Here is a 16,047-nt window from a genome sequence, read left to right on the forward strand (position 1 = left end):
AAGCGTGGAGCCGGCATGGTTGGGTAGCCATCGTTGCGCCCACGAGATCGAGCGCGCGGTGGAGCGCGACGCAAGAGTTCCTCGCGCGCGATATAACCCGCAAGGTCATGTTCAGCGATCTCAAGCTTGCCGTTCGCGCCGAATACATCCGCGCCGTTGACTGCCGGATGTGTCTATCGGCGCCGTTTGCGTAGGTATCGCGCAGAATATCGCGCCATAGCGGAGAATCGGCGGGGCTGGCGGGCCGCGCCCGACGATGATGAGCACTACATCTACGCTATAGCCCTCTAATGCCGCACGGCGCCCATTTCAATTGCCACGACGACCGTGTCACTGGCCTTGAAGATTCCTCTCATCTGATAGGCCTTCCAAGTTTTCCATGGTTGCGAGAGGCTGCGTCTTTGCTTTTCAGAGCGTCCTTGAAAAAATTGTGCCGTGCGGCTATATTACTGGAAATATCCAGGAGGTAGCCATGGGCAGCTCGCAAAAACGTGCCATTCAAAACTATCGATCTCGCTTGAGCGAGCGCGGACTGGCGCGCTTCGAAGTGCTGGCCCGAGATGCGGATCGCGATCTTATACGGTCCCTGGCTCGTCGCTTGGCAGAAGACGGTCCAGAGGCGTCGCGCCTCCGTGCGGCAGTCACCCAGACCATTGATGGCGAGCCGCCGAAGAAGGGTGGGATTCTGGCTGCGCTGCGACGGTCCCCTCTCGTGGGCGCGGACCTCGATCTCGTCCGTGTCCGTGAAGAAGGGCGAGACGTCGAAATCTGATGCGCTACCTGCTCGACACCAACATCATCAGCGACATTGCGAAACCGGCACCGTCGGAATCCTTGCTCGCTTGGATGAACGAGCAGAACGATGACGACCTTTTCATCGCCTCGCTGACCGTGGCCGAAATCCGCCGAGGGGTTCTGGAAAAGCCGGCTGGCAAACGCCGCGATCAGCTTGAGGCATGGTTCGCTGGGCCGGAGGGGCCGCAGGCGCTGTTCGCTGGCCGCATACTTCCCTTCGACGAAAACGCCGGCCTGATCTGGGCGCGCCTGATGGCGCAAGGGAAATCGCAGGGTCGGCCCCGCAGCGCGCTCGACACGATCATCGCCGCCGTCGCCGAAGCCCAAGGATGCACCGTCGTCACCGATAATGAAAAGGACTTCGCGGGCGTCGAAATCATCAATCCGATGCGAGGTCCAGTATGACTGCGTGGACCGAGGACGATCTTCAGAAGCTCGACGTAAAATACGCCAACGAAGGCGTTCATCTGCATCAACGCCCCTTTCGGGCAGCGATGGAATTGCTGGGCAGCGCCTTTGCCCTGGGGGTGGGAGGCAATCCCGAAGTCCAGAAGATCACGGCCGCATACGAAGCGATATTTCCCGAAACCAACGCGAGTTGGCCGGGAGCCGGTATCGGCCTCGCCGCGTCGGTCGATCGCGTTCGCAAGGTCACCTTACCCGTAGTCTTCGGCACATGCGCCATCGAGACTTGGCAAGCTACGGGATTCAAAAGCGCCGAAGAATGGTGGGATTGGTGCCGAAAGGACCATGACATTGGATCGCAATCATCCTTCGCTCTCGCTGATCTGCACGATTTTGCTTACGGCCTGAACGAGGTGCAACAAGGCTGTACCGAGGCTTTGACGCTATGGCGGTGTCAATCGGAACGGAATATTGGGTCTGACGCAATTTCGATGATGGTTTTCAGCTATTCCCACCGATTAATCTTGCCTCAAGCAGGTCGAGTTTACCGCGGCCATACATTTGTCGTTTCACAAGCTTTAGTTTGTTGATCTGTCCTTCAACCTGTCCATTCGACCAAGGCAGACTGATGGCAGCCGCTACGGCTTCTTTGTCCTTTAATATACCGTTCGCAAAAGCGTCAAAGGGGCTTTTAAGTGCGTCACAAATCCATGGGTCGAGTTCTGCCTCAGCCTTTTTCCTTATCATTGTCTGAAACCTGTCTATGAGATTGCGGGCGGCGAACAAGGCCGGTACACCTACTTCTATAGCTGCAATGGTGATTGTATCGGCTTTGCTTAATTGATCCTGCGCAGTAGTCATCAATCGAGCAATTGTTCTGGCAGATGGCACTTTCTGAAGTTGCTGATCGCAGACTTTTTCGGCTCGTCGACGCCTCGTCGCCCATTCACCTACAACACGATAACAACCTCGGAAGCCTTTCCGCTGTAGTTGACGCCACAGTTCAGCGCCATTTTGCTGACCGGATTTCCATAGTTCGTCCAGTACAGGCAAATAGGTTTCGAGAGAACTTTGTCTGACGCGGAACACGTCACTACGATGACCACGGATAATTTGCCGTACAGTGCCACGGCTATGGCCGGTTCGCCGAACGATTTCTTTGATCGGGACACCATCGGCGGCGAGCTTGTTGACTGCTATATTCATATCCTCACGCCTTAAGTAACTGTCATATTGCAATTTTTCAGCAGCTGTAAGTAATTTAGGGTTGATGACAGTGGCACCAATCGCTGCACGAATTGCCCGCATGGATTTACGAACAGCATCCAGGAATGCAGCGCTGGCATTTTCCATCAGATGCCAACGATCGGCGACCTGTACGGCGTCTGGCAACGCCTTCCTGGCGGCTTCACGATAGCCACCACCTCGATCACGCGAGACAATCTTAATTTCCGGGTATTGCGCAAGAAAGGTTGAGACCGTTGTGATCTCGCGATCCGGCAGAAGTTTAACAATCTTTCGCTTCTCCAGATCGCATACGATGGTGCCGTAGCGGTGATTGCGCCGGAATGCCCAATCATCCACGCCGACCACGTTGATTGTTTCATGTCGGACCGCTGATCTTTTTCTTACGATGCGGATGAGCGTATCGTTGCTCACGGGTATCATCAGGCGTTTTGCAAAGGCTGCGGCGGGCCGCCCTCCCAAAGCTAATCCAAGATGATGCACAATAGTATCCAGTCGGGCAGTACGGCGACTGCGCTCGTGTAAAACACAATCATCAAACCGCTCGGCAAAGATTTTTCGACGGCAGAACGTAGTCTGACAAACGAAACGTCGTGTCGATATGCGTATTTTGACCTCTACGCCTGAACAGGGCAGATCCGCCACATTTCTAACGTAACGGCTATGAACACGATCTGACGCTTCGTTGCACAATGGGCAGCAACCTAGATCTGCTGCCCCCTGTGCGAAAATGGTAATAATATCATTACTTTCGTCGAAACGGTGCGCAATTAATCCGTCCGGGATGAGGGATGACAAACGAAAACTGAAAGCCATACTGCGGTTCCTTTCGCTAACCACAGTATTCTCAACCAGAAAGTCATCGAATATGAGTCAGACCCAATATTCCATGCCGAAACACATCGTGGCGCAGATCGTGGAACTTCAGATCCAAGATACCGCTACGCTTGATCACGCGCTTCCATGTCTGATCGAATGCTGAGATCGTCATACCGAACGGCGTAGATTGATCTACGCTGTCGCTCTGCTTCAACGTCATCAGCGTTTCATAAGCTCGATTTGACAGCGGAACTTCACGGCTCGTCCCGTTTTTCGTCATCGCCAATGAGATTACCCGACGGTTGTGTGAGATGTCGCTCCATTTGAGTCCCAGAAGCTCACCACGGCGCATTCCGGTCTCAATGGCTACAATGACCAGCGCACGGAAGCATTCGACTCTACCGTCGTCACAGGCGGTTAATAAGCGCTGCTCTTCAGAGGCACTGAGACGACGTGAACGTGCGTTGTTAATGGTCGGTCGCCGGATCATCTTCACTACGTTCTGGGCGAGAGGGTAGCCCCAATCACGCATGGCGACATCAAGAACGTGGCTGAGAATAGCAAGCTCACGAACGGCGGTGGCTGGCTTCACTGTCTTCAGGCGTTCGTCCCTGAATGATGCAATATCCTGCTGTGACAAGCCAATCAGCGTCCGGTAAGCGAGATCATGACGCTGAAGCACTTCAAGGCGCTGGATTTCCTGAGTAGCGCCGCGCTTAGATGGTGAGACTTCTTCGGCGTAGCGCTTCATCAACGAGCCGAGCGTCGTGCTTTCAAGTATGCGCGTGTCTGGTGCTGCGCCGAACTTGTCGACCTGACTTTCCAACTCGCGCGCCCACTTCTCGGCTTCGGTCTTGCTATCAAATGATTTGCAACGTGGTTTCATTCCACGTCTGCGGACTTGCGCTTGCCAGCGGCCTCTGAGTTTGCGGATCGTTGCCATGTGATCTCCGGTAATGATTGAAGATCACGCGTAGGATGCCCCGGATGGGGAGCCAAGGATTCAAATTCATTTATTCATATAATTGTAAATATAAGTATGGTCTAATTTCCTCGTGTCAAAAAAGGAGAAACATATGATTCGTAAATTGCTATTCACATCAGTATTTCTTTTTCCAGTTAGCTCTATAGCGCAAGAATTACCGACATCGCCTTATTTGCCAATTGAATTAGCCGTCAAGTCAGCACAAGCTGCGCTTGAGGCGTGTGGTGCGAAAGGCAGCAATGTTAGCGTTGCTATTGTCGGGCGTGACGGCAGCACTAAGACACTACTAAAAGCAGACAACTCTGGCCCTCACACCGGCTCAAGTGCTGAAGGTAAGGCGTTTACTTCTGCTGCACTAGGACGCGACACAGCAGGACTCGCAGGGTTTATCGCAGCAGAGCAGGCAAATGCTGGAATGCGTGATATGGATCCGCGTATGGTCATTCAGGCTGGCGGACTTCCGATCAAGATCGGAGATGCTCTGGTGGGTGGTATTGGTGTGGGTGGTGCTCCTTCAGGCGCAATCGACGCCGAATGTGCGGTTGCTGGGCTTAAAGCCATTGGTGCAACTGTTCCCGAGTGATCTTAAAGATGCTTACTTAGCAATCCGCTATCTAGCGGGTTGCTTTCCAAGCGACATGTGAATTTTCTAGTCGATAAGGCGTCATGCTGTTCTTGCACGCTTTACAAAGTGCTCGCATTGCTGACTGGTGCGCTCGCCGCGATATAAATCGATCGGCCAATTTGCGGTCTCGGCGCTGATGCCGGACGATTCTCAGCGGTTTCATACCACGTCTGCGGACTTGTGCCTGCCAGCGGCCTTTGAGCTTCCGGATCGTGATGGCCAATTTGATTTGATGATCACGTGTAGGGCGCCCCGGAGCCAAGGTTTATCCCTTCGGTTAAGGTGTTGCCTCCCGAAATGTTGTGATTATTGTAAGCACTGAAATAAAGCTGAGAAAATCAATGGCATCGAAAACGACACTAAACGCTAAAAACCTTGAGGCTTTAGGCGCTCAGCGACTTGCTGAATTGTTAATCGAGATAAGCACTGGCAATGCTAACCATAAGCGCCTTCTTCGTATGGAGCTTGTCGGTAATTCAAGCGGCGCCGAACTGGCAAGAGAAGTCCGTAAGCGATTGGGCAGTATTGCTCGTTCTAAAAGCTGGGTTGACTGGCAGAATGTGAAGTCTGTTAAGGCTGATCTTGAAGCGCAGCGTAAATCTATTGTTGAGAAAATTGCGCCGAATGATCCACAAGAGGCTTTCGATCTGATCTGGCAATTTCTCGCCTTGGCCGATTCGCTTTTCGAGCGCTCACACGATGGCAGTGGTCGATTGATTGAAAGCTTTCATGCAGCGAGCGAAGACGCTGGCCGTATTGCTTCAATGGCAAAGGTTTCTAATGATAGTCTGGTCGAGAAAATATTTTCTGTTTTACAAGATAACGGATACGGTCAGTATGATGATCTGATCAGTGCTATGGCTCCTGCTCTTGGTGAGGCTGGTTTGCGGCAGCTTCAGAAGACAGTTGAAGCGTGGGCTAAAGAGCCTAAGCAGAAAGTAGCAAAGAAAGATAAAGAGGTTGTCGGCTGGAGTAGCAATGGTCCGGTGTATCTTGACGAGGTTTATAGCAGCAGTAAGCCGATCAGAGTGCAGGTCATTCTTCAGCAAATCGCTGATGCACTAGGCGACGTTGATCTTTATATTGAACAGCAACCAGAGAAATCACGAAAATTCGCAACCATTACAATCGATATAGCGCAAAGGCTTTTGGCCGCCGGTCGCACTGAAGAAGCTCTGGCCGCTCTTGATAATACCGATTTCGATGACCGTCGTGACATTCCTTTAGAATGGCAAGCTTTGCGTGCTGAAGTGCTTGATGCTGTAGGCCGAAAAGATGAAGCGCAAGAGTTCCGCTGGAAGAGTTTTGAACAATCGCTCGATGTGGAACTTCTTCGCGAATATGTGAAGCGTCTTCCTGATTTTGATGACATTGAAGCGGAAGAAAGGGCTTTTGCTTATGTTCAAGCATTCGCTGATGCTAATCACGCCCTCTATTTCTTTATTCAATATCCATCGCTTGCAGAGGCGTCTAAACTGGTTATCAGCCGGTCGAGTGAGGTGGATGGCGATCATTATGAATTAATGAGTGATGCGGCAGAGAAGCTATCCGCTAAGTATCCTTTGGCTGCAACTATTCTTTTACGGGCGATGATCGATTTCACTCTGGAGAGCGGCCGGTCGAGCCGATACAAGCATGCGGCAAGACACCTCGCGGAGTGCAGGTCGCTGAGCAACCAGATCGAGGGCTTCGGAAGCATCCGGCCGCATGATGCGTATGTCGCGGACCTGAAGCGTGACCATGGCCGGAAGTCGGGTTTCTGGAGTCTGGTGCAATGATGACTTAATGGCGATCAGAAATCGGTATCTCGCTCTCTGGCCCGCCTGAAGTGGAGACAATTTTGGCTCAGAATATCTATGACAACCCCGACTTTTTCGCGGGCTACAGCCAACTCCCGCGGCAGGTAGAAGGACTGGACGGCGCGCCGGAATGGCCCGCTATACAAACCTTGCTGCCTTCGATGGCTGGTAAGCGTGTGGTCGATCTAGGCTGCGGCTTCGGCTGGACGGCCCGATGGTTTCGCGATCAAGGTGCAATCTCGGTTCTAGGTATCGATCTGTCTGAGAATATGATCGAGCGGGCAGGCAAAACCACCGAGGACCCCGCGATAGAATATCGGATTGCCAACTTGGAAGCGCTGGATCTGCCCCAAGCAGCATTTGATCTCGTTTATAGCGCTCTGACATTCCATTACGTGGCGGACTTCAAGCGACTAACCCAGATGATTCACAACGCACTCGTGCCCGGCGGAGATATGGTCTTCACGATCGAACATCCAATATTTATGGCGGCCGCACATCCGCATTGGACACAGGACCAAGATGGCCGCAAGACCTGGCCAGTAAATGGCTATTCCCACGAGGGGGAGCGCCGGACGGACTGGTTTGCGAAGGATGTCTTGAAGTATCACCGGACATTGGCGACCACGGTCAACGCGCTCATCGGGGCAGGTTTCGAGTTGCGTCAGATAATCGAGTTTGCCCCCGCCGCCGACCAGATCGCTGAAATGCCGGAGCTGGCCGAAGAGCAAGAGCGTCCGATGATGTTGCTGGTCTCGGTTCGGAAAAGCAGCCCTTGATCCTCTTGGTTTCAAACCAGGACGTGCCGAGAGTGTGGCCCTACCTAATTTTGGCGCTGGCCTCCAAGATAGCAGAAAATCAGCGGATCGCGGGTAAACCTTACGGCTTAAGGATCATATGGCGGAGAGGGTGGGATTCGAACCCACGGTGGAGTTACCCCCACGCCGCATTTCGAGTGCGGGGGCTGGCCAAGTTAAATACGTCTCCGCATGCAAAAGAACTTGAAAAGCTTAGTGTGGTGTTTCCATAAATGGAAAAACAGGAGTTGGAAATAAATCTCAATGATTGAAGTGTGGCCGAAGCGTGCCAGATAATCGCGGAATCACTTCATACCACGACTTCAAAAGGCCAACCATGAAAGCTTGAGAGTGATCCATCATCAGCCTTTTTCACCGTCAGTCGGAAGCGTGTGCCGATAGCACTTTCTCGGACTATTTGAGGGCATGACTTAATCGATGTCTCCGGATCATACCCTTGGCCATCAACCGCTTTCACTGCGGTCTTTTCACCACCAATATCTACAATCTCAACCAGTATCTTTTCGTGCTTTGGATGCCCTTGCTTTTTGGGGCTTTCGTCATTGATGAACATAAGTGCGCAAGGTATTTTTCGAACATCCAGCTGCTGCATATTGCGCATGAGGCTAATTTTTGAGAACAGCGGCAGATTGTCCGATTTTTCGTCCTTATTCTTATGAGTGATGATTCCGAAAACAACTTTGAAGTCGAAAGTATCGAGAGGGGTCAATAGAGCGGCCGGATCGTTTCGGTTTAGTCTCGCGGTCACTAAATCCTTAATTTTTTGCTGCGATGTTCCCTCCAATTGGATTAGGTCGGCAGAATTTACCCCCTGATTGAATAGATGGCTGAGGTGCGAGGAGCGCGTCGAAATCTTGAGGTGATAAAAGATCGCACGGCGACCACTCACAATATTAGGGTCAGCGACGGTAGTGTAAATATCGCAAGGTTCTATTTGCGTGCTACCCGCAGGGCTTATGTCTGTCTGGTCCAAACATATAAATGTATCGTTCCAGATAGGAACGGCCGAATTGTAGTTCTCTTCGCTGTATATGGCTTTGCCGTTCTTGAGGGCATCGTGATTGTAGGGTGGTAAATCGGCATCGACGCATTTTGTATCCAGGTAGTTTTTCAGCCGCTCGACATAGCTTTTTTCGACGCGATACCACTTTCCTTCACATAAATGATAAACCACGCCTTCTGCTGCGATTTCTCCATCGTAGATTAAACTTCGATAGAGGCTATAGCTTCTACCTGGTGCGCCATCGACGTCTGTCAACATCATGCGGAAAGTTTTGAGGGCATCAAACGTCATGCCCGCAAGATCGTAATCGGCGCCAAGGAAATCATAGAATTCTTCCAGCGATATATCTGGATATACATTACTGGCTCGTCCATCACCTTGGAAAAGGCAACATGTGTTATCACGATAGTCAACGATATCGGGTATCGTGAGAGTTGCCTTACCATCTTGCGCTTTTAATGAGAGTAGCAAAATCTCATCAAGTTCCATTACCTTGGACGGGTCATGGACTGGCGATATATTCTGAATATTTGGAAATGAAGCCTTATAATCCTCGGATTCGTAGAGGCTCAATAAAGTTTCGCATATGCCGGGAAGTTCATCTGGTTCCAGATCAAGACCTACTTTTAGCGATGTCGAACCGGTGGCGTTCCTGAAAAGCTCATCATATTGCTCCTTCACTTTCCCAGTAAGGCTCTTGATAATTTCGCTGTTGCCGTCGAAGTCGAGATAAGTCAATTCAGTTGAGACTGGCACTTGTGTTCGTTTGCGCCTTGCTACGCCGGGCGCAACCATGTCGGCACTCTTGAGTTCGTTGGGATCGACGCTGTTTAGCGTGACACGGAGCCCAAAATCGTATTCGTAAGCTTCGTCGTCAAGATGATGGAATACCTGTCCGAAGGATAGGGCGAAGCAGCGTTCGCCGACAGGTAGAAACACGAGAGCACCCTTAAATTCTTGAGTTAGGGCCTCCGTGACGCCGAAATACGCTCGCCACCATGGAGACTTTGGATCCGAGTCAAGAATATATAAAATCGCGTTCGCGGGAAGGTGGGTCGCTTCAGCCCCAACAAGGCCGTGACCATCTTTAAGTGAATTCGTTGCATTGAAGGTTGGTTTCAAAAGATAAATAGAAAACGGTCGCATCTTGGCCATAATTTTCCCCCTTGCCCAACGAATGCATACCATAAGTTGTGACGCCGCCAAGCAAAAAAGCGGGAAAGACGAATATTCTGCACCATTGGCTTGTAAATTTGAGGAGAAACTGTGAGTTGCCATATGGTCCGAATGTCTGCGAGTGATCGCTTTAATGGGTATAGATGGAGCAGCCCAAGGTCCAAGCTTACATCAGACATTGCTTCTTAGATTGTGCTATGCCAAGCGCTGCCGCGGATCTTATTAAGCTACAAATGATGATCAGGGGCTGAATATCAGAATGTCAAAAAAGACAGTTCGTGATAATGCGTATTACGAAGATCGTTTAAAGCGTGATTTTCCAATTATCTATGCCGATCTACAGGCTGGAAAATATCGATCAATCACTGATGCCGCGTTGGCTGCGGGACTTAAGACCAAGCGCACTCGCTTGCACGAGATGAAAAATGCTTGGGAGAAGGCTAGTTCTCACGAACGACGCGATTTTGTAAGCTGGTTGCACAGTGAGCATGGTATTATCGCCCAACATGCGCCTACACTGAATGGGATGCCTCCACCGATTGCTGTAGGTCGCCGTCTCCTGCCTTGGGCAAAGTCACGAATAGAGGCTATTATGCTAATTCGGGGTATGAAAATGGGGCATGTGATGCGTGAGATCGGCGCTAAACCTCTCAATAACTCGGTTTCAGGCGCATTATTTAACAATACTACATTGAAGCCAGAAATTTTGACTGCATTAGAGTTGTGGCTTGATAATAACAAGAATGTTTAATTTGTAGATTGATCTACTGTGATTTTCTCAAATAGTCATCAACCTCTTCTTGAAGGTAATCCAAGTCACGATTAATGCCCCTTTCGACTGTATACTTATACCGATCCTTAAGCGCTTCGGAGCATTCTAGGCCACCGAGTTGCGCATCGGTTTCATATGCTTTCTGTAGGGCGCGTCTTGCCGAACTAATATCAATCTCTTCGACTTGACTGATGATGGCAAGCAACCTTTTCCGGTATGCGCGGTGATCGTCTTCGGGCAAGCCACAAGCGATGGACGTGCGTTTGAGAACGGCATACGGCTGCATTGCGACATAAAATGGTGTGTCGAGTTCATGCGCGGATGCTGGTGTTCCGATCACGAGTATCGAAAACACGATACAAGGCCTAACTAGCCGAGTGACCGACGCTATTAGGTTGCCAGAGTGTTTTTTGTCTACAGCCAGAAAGCGCATTGAACCTCCCCAAGGTGCAATAATTTCTGCACGAAAGGGAAGGGTTCCGTCATAACGAACCCGAACAATTTTGATCCGCGCTAACGTGCTGATTTCCTTCAGTGCTGGCGAGCGGTCAACAGATAAACCTGTGCTGCACAAAAAGGTTCCTTTAAATCAATGGTTTGGTGAGTATCGTGCACGAAATAGTTTTTTTGGCACTGGCGTTGAAATGGAGCAATGATGCGGAATTTTGGATATGCGCGTGTAAGCACAACCGAGCAGAGCCTTGATCTTCAGTTAAACGCTTTGACTGCCGCAGGCTGTGCGCGTGTCTTGACCGATGACGGGTTCTCCGGCGCAGACTTCTCTCGTCCGGGATTGACCAAGCTGCTTCGCTCACTGCGTCGCGGCGATACGATCACTGTATGGCGCTTGGATCGTCTTGGTCGATCATTGTTCGAGCTGCTCAAGCTTGTCCGTGAATTGAACGAGCGGGGAGTAGAGTTCCGGTCACTCAGTGAGAGCTTGGACACCAGCACACCCGCCGGACGACTACTCCTGCACGTCCTAGCAAGCATGGCAGAATTTGAGCGTTCGCTGATCAGTGAGCGAACGAGAGCTGGAATGGCTGCTGCGCGTGCTCGTGGCAGTCAGATCGGTAGGCGGCCAGCGATGACAGACGAAGAGCGCCGGGAGGCTCGTCTGGTTCTCGCGGCAGGGTCGGCGTCGGTCGATGATGTTGCAAAGAGGCATAGTATCCACCCTCGCACGCTGCTTCGTATATTGAAGCGCGACGAGCGCACATAGGTTGCCTCTATTTGACTCATAGCGAGTCACAGGCGCGCATTCTTTAGCGATGAGTGCAAATGTCTGGTCAGGGGGTGCCGCTTGCCAGTGAGTCATTTTAAGAGTTTATATGAAGCGTGCGCCAAGGGCTGCATACCTAACCGGAAACGCTGTTGATTGGGTTGTTTGTTGTTAGCTACTTCCCAGTTTCTTTAAGACGGAGACTTTTGAACAACCGGGAGATATAAAGAAAGAGGATGTAACGGTAAGCCTAATAGTTTTCCTTTTTAAGGTTATAAGATATTAGGTTGACCGTTACAAATCTCACATCCCCGGTTAATCTTTTCATGCCCCCGGGCCTTGAATGGATGCTGCTCTTTTATTCGCACGATGTCTTGCCGTGCGGCGTCTTTGTCCTTCTTTCCTTTTCTGCTCCCGGCTATCTTCAAGAGGCGACAGACACCCGAAACGTGTTTGCATCTGATTAGTGATGTCGCTAACGATAGCGGTGCATTTTGATGCGAACGGACAACTGGTGCATTGTTCGGAGCTATGATTGATTGCGGCTGGAATGCCGAAGCAACTTGGCGCGTTACTGATCCAACGAAGTGATACTGCCGGTTTGGCAGTAAGGATGCCCTGCGCACATTCAGCTCTAACGATTTCTACAACTGACTTGCGTTGATCTTCCGGCACGCAATCAATTGCGACAGCTACTGGTAGAAATTGCTGCTCAATACAGAATTTGGCGAACTTATGATGCCAAGGTCTGTTTTGTGTAACGAAAACCTCACGGATATAAGAACGGAAATCGGCTTGCGTTGGCGTGCCCTCATAGTTCTTTTGATGGTATTGCGGCAGATCATTGAGGTTACTGAAACATAGCGGGATACGTTCTTTGGCGAATGGCTCCAGCATTTCCCACCAAATTGCTTTGGAATTATCACTGCCAAACAATTGCCCTGGTCTTGGTGAGTGCTTCCACTTACGGCGACTTGCAAAGTGAAATCCAAATTCGATGAGAATTTCGTAAGGAAGGCCCATTTCGTCTGCATGTAGACGGGCGTTCCAGAATTCAGTCAAAGAAGCACTTGCTTTGGTAAAGAGGTCAGGTGACATACCTCGAACTTTATCGGCAAGCTCAGCGTCTTGGTTCTCACGCACGTATCTTTTGAGAGCAGTTTTATAAAGCTCCGCAAAATGCTTGGTCGCGGCCAATGGGGACATGAAGCGATATTCATACCACTTTGTCTGTGACGCTTCGCGTTCTCGTGCCAAGAGGTCTGGCATAATTAGTTTCTGGGCCTGAGTATTATCAATAAGCCTCTCTTGAACTGTAGTGTGAAATTTAGACAAAACTTCTCCTCCGCGCTCTAAGCACGTTTCTTTTAACTGTGACGGTGAATTGAGCTCTTGCTCTTAATTTTGCGTATATAGCAATTGTTCGAAGTAATGCTCGAACTTTTTCAAAATATATTTGTATAAGGTGGCAATTCGCCTGCTTTACAGAATGAAACGTATCAGATATCAGCGCTCTAAATGATTTGATTATGTTTTTCTGATTATATTTTATATTTAAAGCTTATTCTGATCGCTTTTTTCACAATTAGGCTTTTTTGTGGAAACTTAGGGGAAAGCTAGCGACAACAATCTTCTTAATTCCTTAGGAAGATGCTGACAGATCACTGCGTCGAATGTGGACTGTCGAGGTTGAGCGAAACCTCATTCTCCGGTCGTTTCTTGTCGGAATTAAAGCAATCACGCACAGGAGCGGTGGCTATATTGCCATACCGCTCTGGCACCAGAAAGCATCCCCTTTAATAAAAGCGGATTTTTCTAGGACTTCATCATCCTAATTACTCCGTAAAATTACGTTGCGTAGATCAATCTACCCTAGACGAGATACTAAACTGTCAGCGTTCAAATGGGTGTAGCGCTTCAGCATCGACAGCTCTTTGTGACCGCTGATGGTGCTCACTTCCATAATATTAAGTCCGAGTTCGAAGAACCGGCTGACGGCTTCGTGGCGCAGATCGTGGAACTTCAGATCCAAGATACCGCTGCGCTTGATCACACGCTTCCAAGTTTGGTCAAATGCTGAGATCGTCATGCCAAACGGAGTAGATTGATCTATGCTATCGCACTGCTTCAGCATCATCAGCGTTTGATACGCTCGTTTCGATAGTGGAACCTCGCGGCTCGTCCCGTTCTTGGTCATCGCCAATGAGATCACCCGGCGGTTATGTGAGATGTCGCTCCATTTGAGTCCCAGAAGCTCACCACGACGCATCCCGGTTTCGATGGCTACAATGACCAGCGCACGGAAGCATTCGACTCTACCGTCGTCACAGGCGGTTAATAAGCGCTGCTCTTCGGAAGTGGTGAGACGACGTGAACGTGCGTTGTTGATGCTCGGTCGCCGGATCATCTTCACGACGTTCTGGGCGAGGGGATAACCCCAGTCGCGCATCGCTACATCGAGAACGTGGCTCAATATAGCAAGCTCACGGACGGCGGTGGCTGGCTTCACTGTCCTCAGGCGCTCATCTCTGAATGATGCAATGTCCTGTTGTGACAAACCGACCAGCGTCCGGTAAGCGAGATCATGACGCTGAAGCACACCGAGGCGTTGTATTTCTTGAGTGGCACCGCGCTTTGATGGCGATACTTCTTCGGCGTATCGTTTCATCAATTCGCCGAGTGTAGTGCTTTCGAGTATGCGCGTGTCTGGTGCAGCGCCGAACTTGTCGACCTGATTTTCCAGTTCGCGCGCCCACTTCTCGGCTTCGGTCTTGCTGTCGAATGATTTGCAGCGAGGTTTCATCCCACGTCTGCGAACCTGTGCTTGCCAGCGTCCTCTGAGTTTGCGGATCGTTGCCATGTGATCTCCAATGAATATTGAAGATTACGCGTAGGACGCCCCGGATGGGGAGCCAATATCTATTCCCTTCTGGTTCGAAGATATAATTCTTAAACATGCTTTAAAGTATGGATTTGCAGTGTGTTACCAGTCTCTACTTTGCTAAATGTTTTCTTTTCAAGCCAAAGCTGCCTGTTCACTGATAAGATCGATATCCCTGCTATTCACAGGCAAGCCTCAATTAAGCCAACATTAAATAAATTTGATCCGTCTATCCGTTGACGAGTTTTTAACTTCAGATACTATATCTTGTGTTCAAGGTTCTTACGATTCGTAAGGATTGAAAGCGAAGATGGAAATACGGTGCGCTATATCCATGATGAATGTAGTTATGCCGTAGCTGCCCCCGCAACTGTAAGCGGCGAGTTTTCTGTCCATATGCCACTGGGTCAAACCGGGAAGGTGGGCAAAAAGCGTTAAGTCGTGAGCCAGGAGACCTGCCTTGCACAAGAACGTCAACGGGCGGGGTGTCGGTTGGTGCGTGATAGATGTTGGCAAAGTTTTGTCACGTCTTTTGACGCCCCGGACATCCCCTCAAAAGCTTCGGGGTGAAAAGCATGTCGATTTATTTAGAGTCGTATAATTCGAGGTATCTCTTTGTCGGTTAGTTTGGCTAGGTGTGACTTAGTCTGGAAACGACCAGCTTCTCAAGCTTAGAACTTTGTAAGAAGCAAATCGAAGGGCCGGAAGCCAATAACTGGCCTTAGCAGCCCTCCGAAAAACGCCACGCATTCTATGGAAACTGTTTCCTGATTTAATATGGCATCACAGCCATGTTGTCTCAGCAGTCGCCATGAATATGACATAGCCATGGCTTGCAGGCCGAGGCTCAGAACTGGTCCGAAAATGGTTTCGGATCAGAACAATGGCCGCATAACGGACATCTTCGCAGTTTGATCATGATTCATTTCAACAATCAGGTCAACCGTTATTCGGCCGCAACCTTTCTGGAAAGGAAAGGATATGCAGGACCGTAAGGTGACCCCGGACATGGTTCCGATCATCAAGTTAGCCCGAAAGAAGAATATCCCATACTCTTGGATAACGGGTTATTATGCAGGTTTGAATTTTGGTCGTATTGCCGATGTGACTAAGGGCAGGATCTTCCCTGACATACCTGCTGCCAAACAATTGCCTCCAGACTTTCCGGTGCAATAAGCAGTTCGGTTACGAATTGCTGGGCCACAGTTGAAGTCCTTTAAAGTTCGGAAGGAGGTGAATTCAAAATGGCAAAATCAACGAAAATTGGTCGCAGTGCGGTTACAGGTCGCTTTACTAAGGTCTCTACGGCCAAAGCCAAACCCCACACGCATATCGTTGAGACGATAAAGAAGAAGTAGTTTTAATCTCGGGTCGCTGCAGTTTTGGCAGTGGCCCGAGGTGATTTTTCTTTAGTAATCGGGAGAATTCTAAATATTTATCTTAATTATTCGGTGATTAGCCACATAGAATCATCCAATTAAATTGATGAATGATTGCTCACA

General features: G+C 50.0%; 15 protein-coding genes, 1 tRNA gene and 1 riboswitch. Of the genes, 9 read left to right on the top strand and 7 right to left on the bottom strand.

Going from position 1 to position 16,047, the window contains the following annotated elements; translation table 11 throughout:
* Window positions 1-472: 472 nt before the first annotated feature.
* From ACOZHT_RS19780 to ACOZHT_RS19790, 3 genes are read left to right on the top strand one after another with little or no spacing between them, the layout of a single operon-like run.
* On the top strand, window positions 473-772 hold the full coding sequence (locus tag ACOZHT_RS19780; protein ID WP_421566327.1) for a hypothetical protein: 300 nt from the start codon (window positions 473-475) through the stop codon (window positions 770-772).
* Window positions 772-1,200: a type II toxin-antitoxin system VapC family toxin gene (locus ACOZHT_RS19785; RefSeq protein ID WP_339514149.1), complete on the top strand. Its 429-nt coding sequence runs from the start codon at window positions 772-774 to the stop codon at window positions 1,198-1,200. The genes ACOZHT_RS19780 and ACOZHT_RS19785 overlap by 1 nt, the downstream gene beginning before the upstream one ends.
* Window positions 1,197-1,790, top strand: coding sequence for a hypothetical protein (locus tag ACOZHT_RS19790; RefSeq protein WP_421566328.1), 594 nt, complete (start codon window positions 1,197-1,199; stop codon window positions 1,788-1,790). Before ACOZHT_RS19785 ends, ACOZHT_RS19790 begins: the two co-directional genes overlap by 4 nt.
* Here ACOZHT_RS19790 and ACOZHT_RS19795 read toward each other — a convergent pair.
* Window positions 1,702-3,261, bottom strand: a complete 1,560-nt coding sequence (locus tag ACOZHT_RS19795) for an ISL3 family transposase (RefSeq protein WP_421566329.1) — start codon at window positions 3,259-3,261, stop codon at window positions 1,702-1,704. The two genes, ACOZHT_RS19790 and ACOZHT_RS19795, sit on opposite strands and share 89 nt — an antisense overlap.
* Window positions 3,262-3,304: 43 nt before the next feature.
* Window positions 3,305-4,207, bottom strand: a complete 903-nt coding sequence (locus tag ACOZHT_RS19800) for a tyrosine-type recombinase/integrase (RefSeq protein WP_421566330.1) — start codon at window positions 4,205-4,207, stop codon at window positions 3,305-3,307.
* A gap of 133 nt (window positions 4,208-4,340) precedes the next feature.
* On the opposite strand from ACOZHT_RS19800, the gene ACOZHT_RS19805 reads away from it, so the two are divergent.
* The 3 genes from ACOZHT_RS19805 (at window position 4,341) to ACOZHT_RS19815 (ending at window position 7,452) form a co-directional block, all read left to right on the top strand.
* The gene (locus tag ACOZHT_RS19805) at window positions 4,341-4,832 is read left to right on the top strand and encodes a GlcG/HbpS family heme-binding protein (protein WP_421566331.1); all 492 of its coding nucleotides are present in this window, start codon (window positions 4,341-4,343) and stop codon (window positions 4,830-4,832) included.
* A 383-nt stretch (window positions 4,833-5,215) separates the two neighbouring features.
* Window positions 5,216-6,652 carry a DUF6880 family protein gene (locus tag ACOZHT_RS19810; RefSeq protein WP_421566332.1) on the top strand — a complete coding sequence of 479 codons (1,437 nt, stop codon included), beginning with the start codon at window positions 5,216-5,218 and terminating at the stop codon, window positions 6,650-6,652.
* A 62-nt stretch (window positions 6,653-6,714) separates the two neighbouring features.
* Window positions 6,715-7,452: a class I SAM-dependent methyltransferase gene (locus tag ACOZHT_RS19815; RefSeq protein WP_421566333.1), complete on the top strand. Its 738-nt coding sequence runs from the start codon at window positions 6,715-6,717 to the stop codon at window positions 7,450-7,452.
* A gap of 119 nt (window positions 7,453-7,571) precedes the next feature.
* Here ACOZHT_RS19815 and ACOZHT_RS19820 read toward each other — a convergent pair.
* A tRNA-Ser gene (locus tag ACOZHT_RS19820) sits at window positions 7,572-7,660 on the bottom strand.
* 120 nt (window positions 7,661-7,780) lie between these two features.
* Window positions 7,781-9,649, bottom strand: a complete 1,869-nt coding sequence (locus ACOZHT_RS19825; protein ID WP_421566334.1) for a DUF6119 family protein — start codon at window positions 9,647-9,649, stop codon at window positions 7,781-7,783.
* Window positions 9,650-9,929: 280 nt separating this feature from the next.
* Here ACOZHT_RS19825 and ACOZHT_RS19830 point away from each other — a divergent pair, with 280 nt between their 5' ends.
* The gene (locus ACOZHT_RS19830) at window positions 9,930-10,421 is read left to right on the top strand and encodes a hypothetical protein (RefSeq protein WP_421566335.1); all 492 of its coding nucleotides are present in this window, start codon (window positions 9,930-9,932) and stop codon (window positions 10,419-10,421) included.
* A gap of 13 nt (window positions 10,422-10,434) precedes the next feature.
* Here ACOZHT_RS19830 and ACOZHT_RS19835 read toward each other — a convergent pair whose 3' ends face one another.
* The gene (locus ACOZHT_RS19835) at window positions 10,435-11,016 is read right to left on the bottom strand and encodes a hypothetical protein (protein ID WP_421566336.1); all 582 of its coding nucleotides are present in this window, start codon (window positions 11,014-11,016) and stop codon (window positions 10,435-10,437) included.
* Between the two features lie 81 nt (window positions 11,017-11,097).
* Here ACOZHT_RS19835 and ACOZHT_RS19840 point away from each other — a divergent pair, with 81 nt between their 5' ends.
* Window positions 11,098-11,664: a recombinase family protein gene (locus ACOZHT_RS19840; RefSeq protein ID WP_421566337.1), complete on the top strand. Its 567-nt coding sequence runs from the start codon at window positions 11,098-11,100 to the stop codon at window positions 11,662-11,664.
* Window positions 11,665-11,988: 324 nt separating this feature from the next.
* On the opposite strand, the gene ACOZHT_RS19845 is transcribed toward ACOZHT_RS19840, so the two are convergent.
* Both ACOZHT_RS19845 and ACOZHT_RS19850 read right to left on the bottom strand, forming a co-directional pair.
* Window positions 11,989-12,999 (bottom strand): hypothetical protein, encoded by a 1,011-nt coding sequence (locus tag ACOZHT_RS19845; RefSeq protein WP_421566338.1) that lies wholly within the window; start codon window positions 12,997-12,999, stop codon window positions 11,989-11,991.
* A 532-nt stretch (window positions 13,000-13,531) separates the two neighbouring features.
* Window positions 13,532-14,524, bottom strand: a complete 993-nt coding sequence (locus tag ACOZHT_RS19850) for a site-specific integrase (protein ID WP_421566339.1) — start codon at window positions 14,522-14,524, stop codon at window positions 13,532-13,534.
* 280 nt (window positions 14,525-14,804) lie between these two features.
* A riboswitch (cobalamin riboswitch) is annotated at window positions 14,805-15,022 on the top strand.
* Between the two features lie 504 nt (window positions 15,023-15,526).
* Here ACOZHT_RS19850 and ACOZHT_RS19855 point away from each other — a divergent pair.
* The gene (locus ACOZHT_RS19855) at window positions 15,527-15,721 is read left to right on the top strand and encodes a hypothetical protein (protein WP_421566340.1); all 195 of its coding nucleotides are present in this window, start codon (window positions 15,527-15,529) and stop codon (window positions 15,719-15,721) included.
* The last annotated feature ends 326 nt before the right edge of the window (window positions 15,722-16,047 follow it).

Source organism: Ochrobactrum sp. EDr1-4, from assembly GCF_049199085.1.
Taxonomy (GTDB): domain Bacteria; phylum Pseudomonadota; class Alphaproteobacteria; order Rhizobiales; family Rhizobiaceae; genus Brucella.

Coding starts and splice junctions, on each gene's coding strand:
- ACOZHT_RS19810 (WP_421566332.1), top strand. CDS start 5,216: ATGGCATCGAAAACGACACTAAACGCTAAAAACCTTGAGGCTTTAGGC.
- ACOZHT_RS19800 (WP_421566330.1), bottom strand. CDS start 4,207: ATGGCAACGATCCGCAAACTCAGAGGCCGCTGGCAAGCGCAAGTCCGC.
- ACOZHT_RS19850 (WP_421566339.1), bottom strand. CDS start 14,524: ATGGCAACGATCCGCAAACTCAGAGGACGCTGGCAAGCACAGGTTCGC.
- ACOZHT_RS19795 (WP_421566329.1), bottom strand. CDS start 3,261: ATGGCTTTCAGTTTTCGTTTGTCATCCCTCATCCCGGACGGATTAATT.
- ACOZHT_RS19855 (WP_421566340.1), top strand. CDS start 15,527: ATGCAGGACCGTAAGGTGACCCCGGACATGGTTCCGATCATCAAGTTA.
- ACOZHT_RS19825 (WP_421566334.1), bottom strand. CDS start 9,649: ATGGCCAAGATGCGACCGTTTTCTATTTATCTTTTGAAACCAACCTTC.
- ACOZHT_RS19805 (WP_421566331.1), top strand. CDS start 4,341: ATGATTCGTAAATTGCTATTCACATCAGTATTTCTTTTTCCAGTTAGC.
- ACOZHT_RS19790 (WP_421566328.1), top strand. CDS start 1,197: ATGACTGCGTGGACCGAGGACGATCTTCAGAAGCTCGACGTAAAATAC.
- ACOZHT_RS19840 (WP_421566337.1), top strand. CDS start 11,098: ATGCGGAATTTTGGATATGCGCGTGTAAGCACAACCGAGCAGAGCCTT.
- ACOZHT_RS19785 (WP_339514149.1), top strand. CDS start 772: ATGCGCTACCTGCTCGACACCAACATCATCAGCGACATTGCGAAACCG.
- ACOZHT_RS19780 (WP_421566327.1), top strand. CDS start 473: ATGGGCAGCTCGCAAAAACGTGCCATTCAAAACTATCGATCTCGCTTG.
- ACOZHT_RS19830 (WP_421566335.1), top strand. CDS start 9,930: ATGTCAAAAAAGACAGTTCGTGATAATGCGTATTACGAAGATCGTTTA.